Source organism: Klebsiella sp. 7-CIP_Kleb., from assembly GCF_050378655.1.
GTDB lineage: Bacteria > Pseudomonadota > Gammaproteobacteria > Enterobacterales > Enterobacteriaceae > Klebsiella > Klebsiella quasipneumoniae.
Genome location: NZ_JBNRLJ010000001.1, coordinates 1064336 through 1077063, shown reverse-complemented (window position 1 = coordinate 1077063; position 12728 = coordinate 1064336). Strand labels below are relative to the sequence as shown.

Annotated in this window: 12 protein-coding genes; 8 read left to right on the top strand and 4 right to left on the bottom strand. The window is 60.6% G+C overall.

What is annotated here, in order from left to right; translation table 11 throughout:
* Positions 1–127: 127 nt before the first annotated feature.
* Positions 128–439 (bottom strand): ArsR/SmtB family transcription factor, encoded by a 312-nt coding sequence (locus ACQUTI_RS05360; RefSeq protein ID WP_160124934.1) that lies wholly within the window; start codon positions 437–439, stop codon positions 128–130.
* Between the two features lie 240 nt (positions 440–679).
* Here ACQUTI_RS05360 and fusA point away from each other — a divergent pair, with 240 nt between their 5' ends.
* On the top strand, positions 680–2782 hold the full coding sequence (fusA, locus tag ACQUTI_RS05355) for an elongation factor G (RefSeq protein ID WP_049092573.1): 2103 nt from the start codon (positions 680–682) through the stop codon (positions 2780–2782).
* A gap of 199 nt (positions 2783–2981) precedes the next feature.
* On the opposite strand, the gene sbcB is transcribed toward fusA, so the two are convergent.
* Positions 2982–4406: an exodeoxyribonuclease I gene (gene sbcB / locus ACQUTI_RS05350; protein WP_017899700.1), complete on the bottom strand. Its 1425-nt coding sequence runs from the start codon at positions 4404–4406 to the stop codon at positions 2982–2984.
* A 180-nt stretch (positions 4407–4586) separates the two neighbouring features.
* Between sbcB and dacD the strand changes: the two genes are divergently transcribed.
* From dacD to cobT, 6 genes are all read left to right on the top strand, one after another.
* Positions 4587–5750, top strand: a complete 1164-nt coding sequence (gene dacD / locus ACQUTI_RS05345; protein ID WP_004203546.1) for a serine-type D-Ala-D-Ala carboxypeptidase DacD — start codon at positions 4587–4589, stop codon at positions 5748–5750.
* Between the two features lie 185 nt (positions 5751–5935).
* Positions 5936–6409 (top strand): DNA gyrase inhibitor SbmC, encoded by a 474-nt coding sequence (sbmC, locus tag ACQUTI_RS05340; protein ID WP_017899697.1) that lies wholly within the window; start codon positions 5936–5938, stop codon positions 6407–6409.
* A 98-nt stretch (positions 6410–6507) separates the two neighbouring features.
* Positions 6508–7566, top strand: a complete 1059-nt coding sequence (locus ACQUTI_RS05335) for an FUSC family protein (RefSeq protein WP_004203544.1) — start codon at positions 6508–6510, stop codon at positions 7564–7566.
* 167 nt (positions 7567–7733) lie between these two features.
* Positions 7734–8057 (top strand): DUF496 family protein, encoded by a 324-nt coding sequence (locus ACQUTI_RS05330; RefSeq protein WP_002911883.1) that lies wholly within the window; start codon positions 7734–7736, stop codon positions 8055–8057.
* A gap of 312 nt (positions 8058–8369) precedes the next feature.
* Positions 8370–9110, top strand: a complete 741-nt coding sequence (gene cobS, locus ACQUTI_RS05325; protein ID WP_004203543.1) for an adenosylcobinamide-GDP ribazoletransferase — start codon at positions 8370–8372, stop codon at positions 9108–9110.
* A 27-nt stretch (positions 9111–9137) separates the two neighbouring features.
* A complete protein-coding gene (gene cobT / locus ACQUTI_RS05320) occupies positions 9138–10205 on the top strand; it encodes a nicotinate-nucleotide--dimethylbenzimidazole phosphoribosyltransferase (RefSeq protein ID WP_254465434.1) in 1068 nt (355 codons plus the stop codon).
* Positions 10206–10239: 34 nt separating this feature from the next.
* On the opposite strand, the gene ACQUTI_RS05315 is transcribed toward cobT, so the two are convergent.
* Positions 10240–11349: an adenosylhomocysteinase gene (locus tag ACQUTI_RS05315; RefSeq protein ID WP_254465435.1), complete on the bottom strand. Its 1110-nt coding sequence runs from the start codon at positions 11347–11349 to the stop codon at positions 10240–10242.
* A 198-nt stretch (positions 11350–11547) separates the two neighbouring features.
* On the opposite strand from ACQUTI_RS05315, the gene ACQUTI_RS05310 reads away from it, so the two are divergent.
* Positions 11548–12279 carry an HPP family protein gene (locus ACQUTI_RS05310; protein WP_017899693.1) on the top strand — a complete coding sequence of 244 codons (732 nt, stop codon included), beginning with the start codon at positions 11548–11550 and terminating at the stop codon, positions 12277–12279.
* 21 nt (positions 12280–12300) lie between these two features.
* Here the strand turns inward: ACQUTI_RS05310 and ACQUTI_RS05305 are convergent, their stop codons facing one another.
* The gene (locus tag ACQUTI_RS05305; RefSeq protein WP_004203532.1) at positions 12301–12690 is read right to left on the bottom strand and encodes a tautomerase family protein; all 390 of its coding nucleotides are present in this window, start codon (positions 12688–12690) and stop codon (positions 12301–12303) included.
* Between the last annotated feature and the right edge of the window lie 38 nt (positions 12691–12728).

Genomic DNA, 12728 nt, shown 5'->3' with positions numbered 1-12728 from the left:
TTTTTTCGTTTGGCCCGGTGCTATATCTTTTGCCCGGCGGCGCTGCGCTTGCCGGGCCTGGGGTATATAAGCTGACGGGAGGCCTCCGTAGGCCGGGTCAGGCGCAGTGGCTACCCGGCGTAAATACTTATCCCTCCCGCACCATCACGTTAAGCAGCGTATCCAGCAGGCCGGGAAAACGGGCGTCCAGATCTTCCCTGCGCAGCGAAATCATATTCTCCCGTCCCTGAGGCCGCTGCCAGATCACACCGCTGTCGCGCAGGACGCGCCAGTGGTGGGTCATGGTGGACTTGGCCACCTCTTCCTGACGCAGCGCGTTACAGCTCTGCTCGCTGCCGTCCGCCAGCGTGCGGATGATCTCCAGTCGCAGCGGGTTGCCGAGCGCGGAAAGGACATTTTCCAGGCGAATTTGTTCTCGTTCGGGGTGATTGACGATCATAATAATCCTGTGTCGGCGGTGGCGCTGCGCATGGCGGTCGCAGCCCGTATCGGCGGCTGGCGGCTACTATACCCAAACTCCAGGTCTGATACCACGCGCGCCGCCGCAACCTGACCAATCATAATAATAGTCAAAATAGTTCGAATATACTCGTACTATTGTACTATCATAGGCGGCAGTTAAATGAACTGTGGATCATTCCGACCGCAGACTGACAGTCAAAACGACTAAGGACGCATCATGCCCCGACCCATCCCCCTCGAACGTTATCGCAACATCGGTATCTCCGCGCATATCGATGCCGGTAAAACCACCACTACCGAGCGCATCCTGTTTTACACCGGGATGAGCCATAAGCTGGGTGAAGTACACGATGGCGCGGCAACCACCGACTGGATGGCCCAGGAGCAGGAGCGCGGGATCACCATTACCTCGGCGGCGGTGAGCTGCTTCTGGCCGGGTATGGACCGCAGCTTCGAGCCGCACCGGATCAATATCATCGACACCCCGGGGCACGTGGATTTCACCATTGAGGTGGAACGTTCCATGCGCGTGCTCGACGGCGCGGTGATGGTGTATGACTCCGTCGGCGGAGTGCAGCCCCAGTCGGAGACTGTCTGGCGCCAGGCGAATAAATACCATGTCCCGCGGCTGGCCTTCGTCAACAAGATGGACCGCCCCGGGGCGGATTTCTTCCGCGTGGTGCAGATGATGATCGACCGCCTGAAGGCCAACCCGGTGCCGATTGTCATCCCTATTGGCGCCGAAGAGCACTTCACCGGCGTCGTCGACCTGGTGAAAATGCGCGCCATCCTGTGGGATGACGCCACTCAGGGCATGACCTTCAGCTACGGGCCGGTCCCTGACGATCTGCTGGCGACTGCCCGCGAGTGGCGGGAGAAAATGGTCTCGGCGGCGGCGGAGGCCAGCGACGCGCTGATGGATAAATACCTCGAAACCGGCGAGCTGGACGAGGCGGAGATCGTCGCCGGTCTGCGCCAGCGCACGGTGAAGGGCGAAATCCAGGCGGTGCTCTGCGGGAGCGCCTTTAAAAACAAAGGCGTGCAGCGCATGCTCGACGCGGTGGTGGAGCTGATGCCGTCGCCGTTGGATATTCCGGCGATACAGGGCGTGGATGAGAAAGGCCAGCCGGCGGAACGCCATCCGAGCGACGATGAGCCGCTGTCGGCGCTGGCGTTCAAACTGATGACCGACCCCTACGTCGGCCAGCTGACCTTTATCCGCGTCTACTCCGGGACGCTGAAGAAAGGCGATGCGGTGTGGAACCCGGTGAAGGGCAAGAAAGAGCGCATCGGGCGTATCGTGCTGATGCAGGCCAACGATCGCCATGAAGTTGACGAACTGCACACCGGGGATATCGCGGCCTGCGTTGGGCTGAAGGATGTCACTACCGGCGATACCCTATGCGACCCGGATGCGATTATTACCCTTGAGCGGATGGAGTTTCCGGAGCCGGTGATTTCGCTGGCGATTGAGCCGAAGACCAAAGCGGACCAGGAGAAAATGGGCATCGCGCTGCAGCGGCTGGCGGCGGAAGATCCGTCGTTCCGTCTGCATACCGATGAAGAGTCCGGCCAGACGATTATCTCCGGTATGGGCGAGCTGCATCTGGAGATCATTGTCGACCGGATGAAGCGCGAGTTTGGCGTCGAGGCCAACATTGGTCGTCCGCAGGTCACCTACCGCGAAACCCTGCGCAAGAAAGTGACGGACGTGGAAGGCAAATTTGTGCGCCAGTCCGGCGGTAAAGGACAGTACGGGCACGTCGTGCTGACCCTGGAGCCGCTGGAGCCGGGCAGCGGTTTCGTCTTCGAGGACGCCACCAAAGGCGGGGTAGTGCCGCGCGAGTACATCCCTTCCGTGGAGAAAGGGCTGCGCGAAGCGATGGGCACCGGCGTGCTGGCGGGCTATCCGGTGGTTGACGTGAAAGCGACCCTGACCTTCGGGTCGTACCACGACGTGGACTCCTCGGAAATGGCGTTCCGCATGGCGGCGATCTTCGGCTTCCGGGAAGGGGCGCGCAAAGCGGACCCGGTGATCCTTGAGCCGGTGATGCACGTGGAGGTGGAGACGCCGGAAGAGTACGCCGGGAATATCATGGGCGATCTCTCTTCCCGTCGCGGGATGGTGCAGGGGATGGAAGAGCGCTTCGGCAGCCAGATCATCCGCGCCGATGTGCCGCTGGCGGAGATGTTTGGTTATTCCACCACGCTGCGCTCGATGTCTCAGGGACGAGCAACCTACAGCATGGAGTTCCACCACTACGCGGAAGCGCCGCGCAACGTAGCGGATGAAATCATCGCCAGCCGTGCGAAAAGTTAAGCCAGTCATCCCGGGTAGCGGCTAGCGCCTTACCCGGGCTACTCTGGTACCAGCGTCCAGGCCCGGTAAGGCGAAGCCGCCACCGGGCAAAAAGGTAAGCACGAACTGGGGAGGCAATGCCCGGCGGCGCTGCGCTTGCGCGGGCCTACGGTCAGGCGTCCTCCCCGGTCATCGTTTGTAGCCCGGGCATGTCCGCCAATCAGACAATATCCTGTGCGTACTGCCACAGCGCCTTCAGCTGCGCCAGCTTCTCTTTATCATCCGCATACTGCTGATACAGCATCTGCAGCTCATCGGCATAGGCCTGCAAAAACTCAGGCGTAAATACCTGACGACGGTGTTCTAACCAGCGCTGCTGCTCATGTTCATCGAGCGTGCCGGGGAAGTTGCGCGCCCGGTAGTTAAACAGCAGGCGTTCGATGCGCTTGTCGGCGAAGGTGATATCCAGCGCCGGCAGATTGCGCGGTTCGGTTTCCAGCACGATTTTCATCGCCGCGCGGTCGGCATCGCTAAAGAACCCATTGTAAAGCTGGGCGTCGACGTTTTCGGACGGCACGAACGGCTCGGCTTCGGCATAGACCGCCACCACTTTCTCCCGCACCTGCGGATTCGCCCGCAGCAGCTGGGCATTCTCCAGACAGCGTTGAATGGAGATCCCCAGCCGGTCGGCATCCTGCGGGCGCAGGGTATTGGCCTGGGCCAGCACCGGACATTTGTTCAAATGCACCAGCTTAATCGGCGCCGCCGGCAGATCGCCAAGCTCGGCGCGCGGGGTGTAAAGCCGCTCGCGCAGGGCGTCGGCATCCAGTTCCAGCAGCGGCGCCATATCCCCCGCCAGATCGACCATGATCACCGCATTGCGGTTTTCCGGATGCCAGGCCAGGGGCGCCACCAGGCTGGTGTTGCCGCGCGCGGCGCCGAACATGCCGGAGACATGCACCAGCGGCTTCATCTGCGGCACGTCGATGAGCGTCGCCAGCTTGCGCTTATTGCGGTGGCTGTAGAGATAGTCAAACAGCCGCGGCTGCCGGTTTTTCACCAGCTTCGCCATGGCGATGGTGGCGTAAACGTCGGCCATCGCGTCATGGGCGTTCTGGTGTTCAATACCGTTGGCGACGGTCAGATGTTCAAGCCGGAAGCTCGGCAGACCCTCGTCATTCTCCGGCCAGACGATCCCTTCCGGACGCAGGGCATAGCAGGCGCGCATCACGTCGAGCAGATCCCAGCGCGAGTTATCGTGCTGCCAGCTCCAGGCATAAGGGTCATAGAAGTTGCGATAGAAGATATTCCGCGTCACTTCGTCGTCAAAGCGCACGTTGTTATAACCGACGATGCAGGTCTGCGGCACCGTGAACAGATCGTGGATGCGGCGGGCAAACGCGGCCTCGTTATCCCCTTTGGCCAGCGCTTCCTGCGGGGTGATCCCGGTGATCATCACCGCCTGCGGCTGCGGCAGATAATCGTCAGCGGGCTTGCAGTAAAACACCTCGGGCTCGCCGAGCACGTTTAACTCCGCGTCGGTGCGGATGGCGGCGAACTGCGCCGGCCGGTCGAGGGAAGGGCTGGTGCCGAAGGTTTCATAATCGTGGAATAAAAATCCGGGCTGGTTGACGCTATCTTGCATAGTCTGTTCATTATCCGTGGTGGCGTGCGACCGGTATGGTAAACGATTTGCCCGGTCATCAGAAGGGTAACGGCAAGCAACTTCCTCTGCTGTGTCATATTTTCTTGCAATTAAACCCTGATATGAAACGCGAAGTTCCGTAAAAAGGACGGCGGATCTGTAAATCTAGAGGATATGCCGTTGAAAGGCCGTTTGTTTATTGCTGTATCTTTGCTCGCTTCGAGCGTTTCCTGCGCATTTGCCGTCGACTTACCTGCTACGGTCGCGCCGCCTTCCATTCAGGCTGGCTCCTGGGTGCTGATGGATTACACCACCGGTCAGGTGCTGACCGCGGGTAACGAACATCAGCAGCGTAATCCTGCCAGCCTGACCAAACTGATGACCGGCTACGTGGTCGATCGTGCCATCGACAGCCATCGTATCACCTTTGACGATATCGTCACCGTAGGTAAAGACGCCTGGGCGAAGGGCAACCCGGTGTTCGACGGGTCATCCCTGATGTTCTTAAAGCCAGGGGATCGCGTCAGCGTCCGCGACCTCAGCCGCGGGCTGATTGTCGACTCCGGCAACGACGCCTGCGTCGCGCTGGCCGACTATGTCGCCGGTGGTCAGCCGCAGTTTGTCGCCCTGATGAATCAGTATGTCGAAAAACTGCATCTGCAGGACACCCATTTCGAAACCGTCCACGGCCTCGATGCCCCGGGCCAGCACAGTTCGGCCTATGACCTGGCGGTGCTGTCGCGGGCGATTATCCATGGCGAGCCTGACGTCTACCACATGTACAGCCAGAAAAGCCTGACGTGGAACGGCATTACCCAGCAAAACCGTAACGGTCTGCTGTGGGATAAAACCATGAACGTCGATGGCCTGAAAACCGGCCACACATCGGGCGCCGGGTTCAACCTGATCGCCTCGGCGGTGGATGGCCAGCGCCGGCTGATCGCCGTGGTGATGGGGGCCGACAGCCCGAAAGGCCGCGAGCAGCAGGCCGCGAAACTGCTGCACTGGGGTCAGCAGAACTTCGACACCGTGCAAGTGCTGCAGAAAGGGCAGAAGGTCGGCACTGAGCGCATCTGGTACGGCGATAAAGAGCAGATTAAGCTCGGCACCGATCAAGATTTCTGGTTAGCGCTGCCGAAGGCGGAAGTATCGCGGATTAAGGCGAAATACGTGCTGGATAAAAAGGATCTGGAGGCGCCGATCGCCGCCAACCAGCGGGTCGGCGAGATTTCGCTGTATGACGGCGACAAGGTCGTGGGCCACTATCCGCTGGTCACCCTCGAAAGCATCAATAAAGGCGGGGTGTTCTCGCGAATGAGCGATTACCTGCACCACGAGCTGTAACCATGATAACCGCCTCTTTGCAGGCGGTTTTTTTTCGCCTGCCGCCCGGCAGACGCGGCGACAAAATCGCCGTTTTTTTCATCAGCCGCAATGGCGACTCTGTGAATTCGCGCACATACTGAGGGGGGATCTCCTGCTAGATTAACTGTACATTTATACAGTAATATGTTCACGAAGGAGGCAAGATGAACTACAGCGTCACCACCCTCGGCAAGAAAACCATTGCCGGTTTCCATCTGGTCGGGCCCTGGGATCAAACCGTCAAGCAGGGGTTTGAGCAACTGATGATGTGGGTTGAGAACCATCAGGTGCCCGCCCGCGAGTGGCTTGCCGTCTACTACGATAACCCGGAGGACGTGCCAGCGGAAAAACTACGCTGCGCCACCGTGGTCGCCGTTGACGAGGATTACGTCATTCCCGCCAACAGCGAAGGGGTGATACTGGCGGCGATTGCCGGCGGGGATTACGCCTGCGCCCGCGCGCGAGTGGTGGATTACGATTTTGCTACCCCGTGGATGCAGTTTTTCGACAGTCTGCTGCAGAGCACAACGCATCGCGTGGCCCCCAGGCCCTGTTTTGAGATCTATCTCAACGATGGCAACCATGACGGCTACTGGGATATCGACATGTATGTCCCCGTTGAGCGCGTTGCGTCGTAGCGGTTTACCCCTGTTCCGGACAAGGATTTTTACATTCCCGGCATGCTCCGGGCGAAAAAGCAGTTACAATTGGCCTTTTCGTTTTGCCGGAGAGGGTTGTGCGCGCTGATAAATCACTCAAGCCATTTGAGATCCGCTTGTATCGCCATTATCGGGTGGTGCATGGTGTGCGGATTGCGCTGGCCTTTGTGCTCACCTTTTTGCTGGTGCGGCTGCTGAACGTGCCCGAGGGGACTTGGCCTCTTATTACCCTGGTGGTGGTGATGGGGCCGATCTCCTTCTGGGGCAACGTCGTGCCGCGGGCGTTTCAGCGCATCGGCGGCACGATCCTCGGCTCGGCGCTGGGGCTGGTGGCGCTGAAGCTTGAGCTTATCTCCCTGCCGCTGATGGTCCTCTGGTGCGCGGCGGCAATGTTCCTCTGCGGCTGGCTGGCGCTGGGCAAGAAACCCTATCAGGCGCTGCTGATCGGCATTACCCTGTCGGTGGTGGTCGGGGCGCCGCCCGGCGATATGCATACCGCGCTGTGGCGAAGCGGCGACGTGATCTTCGGCTCGCTGCTGGCAATGTTGTTTACCGGTATCTGGCCGCAGCGGGCGTTTATCCACTGGCGTATCCAGATGGCCAGCTACGTCACCAACTTCAACCGCCTCTACCAGGCCGGCTTCTCGCCAAATCTGGTGGATCGGCCGCGGCTGGAAAAACATCTTCAGCAGGCGCTCAACGACGTCGTCAAAATGCGCGGGCTGATCACTCCCGCCAGCAAAGAGACGCATATCCAGAAGGCGATCTTCGAGGCTATCCAGACCGTCAGCCGCAACCTCGTGTGCATGCTGGAGCTGCAGATCAACGCCTGGTGGGCAACCCGTCCGGGTCACTTCGTGATGCTCAATGCGCACACCCTGCGCGAGACGCAGCAGATGACCCAGCAGACGCTGTTGGCCATCGCCCACGCGCTGTACGAAGGAAACCCTCAGCCTGTGCGCGCCAACAATGAAAAGCTGAACGAGATTGTCCTCGAACTGCGCCAGCTGATGAAAGAGCAGGGGGACGACAGCCTGGCGGAAACCCCGATCCATGGCTATGTTTGGCTCTCTATTGAACTGGCACGCCAGCTGGAGCTGCTGTCGCATCTGATCTGCCGCGCATTGCGCAAATAATCACCAGATGCGCCGGGTAACTGCATGGGTTGTTTCGATTCAGCAGCGTTTAGGGTTATGATAAACGCAAAGGAAAAAACATTGTCATCAGCGACTGCTAGCAGTTATGTTAGCCCTATAACGCAGTCGCTTTACGAATCCGAATCTCAATTATTAGGGGTGTAAAAATGGAAACAACTAAGCCTTCTTTCCAGGACGTACTGGAGTTTGTTCGTCTGTACCGTCGTAAGAACAAACTGCAGCGTGAAATTCAGGACGTTGAGAAAAAGATCCGTGATAACCAGAAGCGCGTTCTGCTGCTGGACAACCTCAGCGACTACATCAAGCCGGGCATGAGCGTGGAAGCCATCCAGGGCATCATCGCCAGCATGAAGAGCGATTACGAAGACCGCGTTGATGACTACATCATCAAGAATGCCGAGCTGTCCAAAGAGCGTCGCGACATCTCCAAAAAACTGAAAGTGATGGGCGAAGCTAAAGTCGAAGGCTAATCCCTGCTGTCCGGCGGCGGTCAGCGTCGCCGGACTGTTCAGCACTACCATCTCCTCAACGCATATTCCTGCGAAAACTTTGTCCCGGCAACTGCCTCTCCTCACCGACTCTTTGCTATACTGCCCCGCGAAAACGTATTGATATCGGAAAGGTTTCTCTCATCCTGGCCGGGCATCTGACGCAGCGGCGTCAGGGCGATATCTCAACACCTCTCACCTCTCCGACGATCGATTCGCCAGAAGACAAACTCAGGTGCTGACCGGGCGCGACAGAACTCTTCCGCTGCTTTCGCCGACAGGAGTCAACCCCACGTGATTAAGTCATTCTTTGCTGCACTCTCGTTTATCAGCCGTCTGCCGGTCCCGGCGCGGTTATCCCAGGGCCTGGAGATCGAACAGTACCAGCGCAGTATCGTTACCTTCCCGCTGGTCGGTTTACTGCTCGGCGCCATCGCCGGCGCGGTGGTGTACCTCCTGCAGCCATGGTGCGGCGTCCCGCTGGCGGCGCTGTTCGGCGCGCTGGCGCTGGCGCTGCTCACCGGCGGATTTCACCTTGACGGGCTGGCCGATACCTGCGACGGCATCTTCTCCGCCCGCACCCGCGATCGGATGCTGGAGATCATGCGCGACAGCCGGCTGGGTACCCACGGCGGGCTGGCGCTGATTTTTGTGCTGGTGGCCAAGGTGCTGGTGGTCGGCGAACTGCTGCTGCGCGATGTCAACCCCATCGCAGCGCTGGCGGCGGCCTGCGCCGTCGGTCGCGGGATGGCGGTACTGCTGATGTATCGCCATCGCTATGCGCGGGAAAAAGGGTTGGGCAATCTGTTTATTGGCAAAATTAGCCTGCAGCAGACGCTAACGACGTTGGCGATAGCGATCGCGCTGGCCACCGCCCTGCTGGGGCTGCAGGGGCTGCGCGCCGCGCTGATCGCCCTGGTGCTGATCGGGGGCCTGGGGTGGGCGCTGAAGCGCACCCTCGGCGGGCAGACCGGGGATACCCTCGGAGCGGCGATCGAGCTGGGCGAAGTATTCTTTTTACTGGCGCTACTGTAAGGCCTGGTATCCACGGTGAGGAACAGAATGGAAACACTTTCGGCGTTACTGGCTGCCATTCCGCAGCCCGATGTGGCGGGCATGGCGCGCGCGCAGCAGCATATTGACGGCCTGTTAAAGCCGCCCGGCAGCCTTGGCCGTCTGGAGAGCCTGGCGGTGCAGCTGGCCGGTCTGCCGGGGCTGCAGGGGCAGCTGGCGCTGAGCGATAAAGCCATCGTGGTCATGTGCGCCGACCACGGCGTCTGGCATGAAGGCGTGACCCCTTCGCCGCAGGCGGTGACGGCCATTCATGCCGGCAATATGGTGCGGGGCAACACCGGGGTTTGCGTGCTGGCGGCGCAGGCTGGGGTGAGAGTGGAGGTGGTGGATGTCGGCATCGACGCCGAGCCGCTGCCGGGCCTGATCAACCTCAAGGTGGCCCGCGGTAGCGGGAATATCGCCCGGACGGCGGCGATGAGCCGTCAGCAGGCGGAGACGGTGCTGCTGGCCAGCATGCGTTTCACCCGCCAGCTTGCCGCCGACGGAGTGAAAGTCTTTGGCGTGGGAGAGCTGGGGATGGCCAATACCACCCCGGCGGCAGCGACGATCAGCGTCCTGACCGGCAGCGACCCCGACGCGGTGGTGGGCTGCGGGGCCAATCTGCCGCTGGCGCAGCGGGGCCATAAGGTGGCGGTGGTGCGCCAGGCGATCGCTTATAACCAGCCGAACCCGGCGGACGGGCTGGACGTGCTGGCGAAGGTGGGCGGTTTTGATCTGGTGGGCATGAGCGGGGTGATCCTCGGGGCGGCTTCCTGCGGTCTGCCGGTGGTGCTGGATGGTTTCCTCTCCTACGCTTCGGCTCTGGCGGCCTGCCGCATGGCCCCGGCGGCGCACCCGTATCTTATCCCTTCGCACCTGTCGGCGGAGAAAGGGGCGCGGATCGCCCTCGACGCGCTGGGTCTGCGCCCGTATCTCGATATGGACATGCGCCTGGGTGAGGGCAGCGGCGCCGCGCTGGCCATGCACCTGCTGGATGCCGCCAGTGCAATGTACCATCAGATGGGGACCCTGGCGCAGAGCAACATTGTGCTGCCCGATAGCGCGCCAGCGTCCTGATGATAAAGCGCATCGTTTCGACGATGCGCCGGGTTTACAGCGCCTGCTGCCAGACCGCCTGCGGTAGCAGGTAAACCTGCGCCGGGGCGCGCATACCGTCGCTGACAATATGACCGATACCGCTGGCCATCACCGCCAGGGTGACGTCAAAGGCGTTCAGGCTGTCGCCGAAGCCGGCGGTCAGGTTGAGCATCGAGCCATTGGCCATCAGGTAGACGGTTTTGTCAGCCATGCGGTAGGCGTTGATATACGGCATCACCTCTTCCTGAGGATACTGGCGCAGGTATTCGCCGTCGATCTCTTCCGCCACGTGGCCGACGTTAAGGATAAACACTCCCGCTTTCGCCCGGTCCAGCGCCTGGCGATTAACCACGTTTTTACCGCCTGTCGCCGTGGCGACCACGTCCGCCGAGGCGATAGCCTCCTGGAGATCGACCACGTGCCAGCCGTCATAGGCCGCCTGCAGTCGACGGGCAGGATCGATCTCCGCCACCATCACCTGGCCGCCAAAAGCTTTTGCCGCCGCCGCGACGCCCTGGCCAACCAGGCCGTAGCCGATGACCAGCACTTTTTTCTCATGCAGGGTGAGATGAGTGGTCTGGAAGAAGGTATGCCAGGCGGTGAGTCCGACCATATGGCGGTTATGCAGCCCCTCTTTGACCGGCAGATCGTCCCAGTTAAAGATCGGATAGCCGGGCTGAATATCCCCCAGCCGATTGACGCCGGAGCCGGTGGCTTCCAGACCCGCCACGATGTTGCCGAACTCGCCGCGCTGGTGGAGGAGGGTGGTGATATCGGCTCCCATTTCGCACAGATGAGTCGGCTGCCAGGCGATCGCTTTTTCCCATGACTGTTGCCAGTCGGCATCGCTCATATTGCGCCAGGCGCAGGCCTCGGCCCCACGCTCCTCCAGCCAGGCCACCACGTCGTCCTGCACGGTGGTGGGGTTACAGGTAGTTAAAAAGACCTGAGCGCCCTTGTCGAGGATCCCCTGCACCAGCGGGATCATTTTCATGTCGAGGTGCATACAGCAGGCCAGGCGGACGCCGCTGAGGTCGGGCAGGGCGGCGACCTGGCGCAGGGTACGCGGCATATTCTGGCTGGCCCATGCCACTTCTTTCGCTAAAGAGATTTTATTATTCACTGGGTTATGACCTTCAGTTCGCAAAGGGGTATCCCCCTGACAGAAAAGGGATTCTATCAGTCCGGGCGAGAATTCACAGCCCTGTGCCGCCTGGAAATCGCCGCCCGTGCAATCCCCTGCGAAATACAGGGTTGTTAATGAAAGGTTAAAAAAAGAAAATAAAATATAAGTTATTCCTATGATCTGAGCGATAAAGCGATGTTGAGTGTCATTCCCGCGGGCCTGTTTTCACGGCTGCGGATTTTCCTTGGGCGGTTGAAGCCGCATGCGCTGCCGGTGGCTCGACGGCATATTGTGCTGGGATCCATCGGCGCCGGCACCGGCCTGGCGGTGACCAGCATGTTCAGCCACTGGCTGCTGGGCGAAGTTAACCTGTGGTTTATTGCCCCCATGGGCGCCTCGGCGGTACTCCTGTTTGGCGTGCCGAGCAGTCCGCTGGCGCAGCCGTGGTCGATTGTCGGCGGCAATGTGCTGTCGGCGCTGATCGGCGTCACGGTGGGTATGCTGGTGCCCGACCCGGCGCTGGCCTGCGGGCTGGCGGCGGCGCTGGCCATCGCCGGAATGTATTTTCTGCGCTGCTTGCATCCTCCCGGCGGCGCGGTGGCCCTGACGGCGATCCTCGGCGGCGCCGGGGTGCACAGCGAAGGCTATCACTTTGTGCTGACGCCGGTGCTGCTCAACTCCCTGATGCTGGCGCTGCTGGCCATCGTGTTTAACAATCTGGTTGGCCGCCGCTACCCCCATCCGCTGGCGGCAGAGGAGGTCAAATCCCGGACGGTGCCGCTGGGCATTTCGGTTACCCGGGAAGATATTCACGCCGCGCTGCTGGAAGGACAGTTCCTCGATATTGACGAAGACGATGTCCAGGAACTGCTGGAAAATATCGAACAGCAGGCGCGCCAGCGCATCGCGGCGGCTGGCCGCCGCTGACAGCGCTCTCCCGGCCGCGGGTTAGAGATCGCCGGTAAGATACTGAGCGACCCCGCGGCCAAAGCTCCAGTCGCCTTTCTGGTTGCTGATAATCGACACCATCAGATCATCGCCGCTCAGGCCGCAGTGTTCCGCCAGCTCCTCCTGCAATATGGCGAAGAAGCGCTGCTTCTGCGCGTCGCTGCGCGGGCTGGTATAGACCCGCACCACCACCAGATCCCGCGTGCGGGTCAGTCCGAGACCGGTATCTTCAATCACCATATGATGGGCCTTGTTTTCGTGAACAATCTGGTAGCGGTCGCGTTCCGGTACCTCGAAGGCGCGCAGCACGGCGCGATGAGCGGCATCCAGCAGGGTTCTGATCTCCTGTTCCGTACGGCCTTCAATCAGATCAAATGTCAGTAATGGCATGCAGGTGTTCCTTATCGTTAGGCAATAATCGCGGTCTG

Bases quoted from the DNA above. Each gene is read 5' to 3' on its own strand.
- cobT (WP_254465434.1), top strand. From the start codon at position 9,138: ATGGAAACACTTTCGGCGTTACTGGCTGCCATTCCGCAGCCCGATGTG.
- ACQUTI_RS05305 (WP_004203532.1), bottom strand. From the start codon at position 12,690: ATGCCATTACTGACATTTGATCTGATTGAAGGCCGTACGGAACAGGAG.
- ACQUTI_RS05330 (WP_002911883.1), top strand. From the start codon at position 7,734: ATGGAAACAACTAAGCCTTCTTTCCAGGACGTACTGGAGTTTGTTCGT.
- sbcB (WP_017899700.1), bottom strand. From the start codon at position 4,406: ATGCAAGATAGCGTCAACCAGCCCGGATTTTTATTCCACGATTATGAA.
- ACQUTI_RS05360 (WP_160124934.1), bottom strand. From the start codon at position 439: ATGATCGTCAATCACCCCGAACGAGAACAAATTCGCCTGGAAAATGTC.
- ACQUTI_RS05310 (WP_017899693.1), top strand. From the start codon at position 11,548: ATGTTGAGTGTCATTCCCGCGGGCCTGTTTTCACGGCTGCGGATTTTC.
- fusA (WP_049092573.1), top strand. From the start codon at position 680: ATGCCCCGACCCATCCCCCTCGAACGTTATCGCAACATCGGTATCTCC.
- sbmC (WP_017899697.1), top strand. From the start codon at position 5,936: ATGAACTACAGCGTCACCACCCTCGGCAAGAAAACCATTGCCGGTTTC.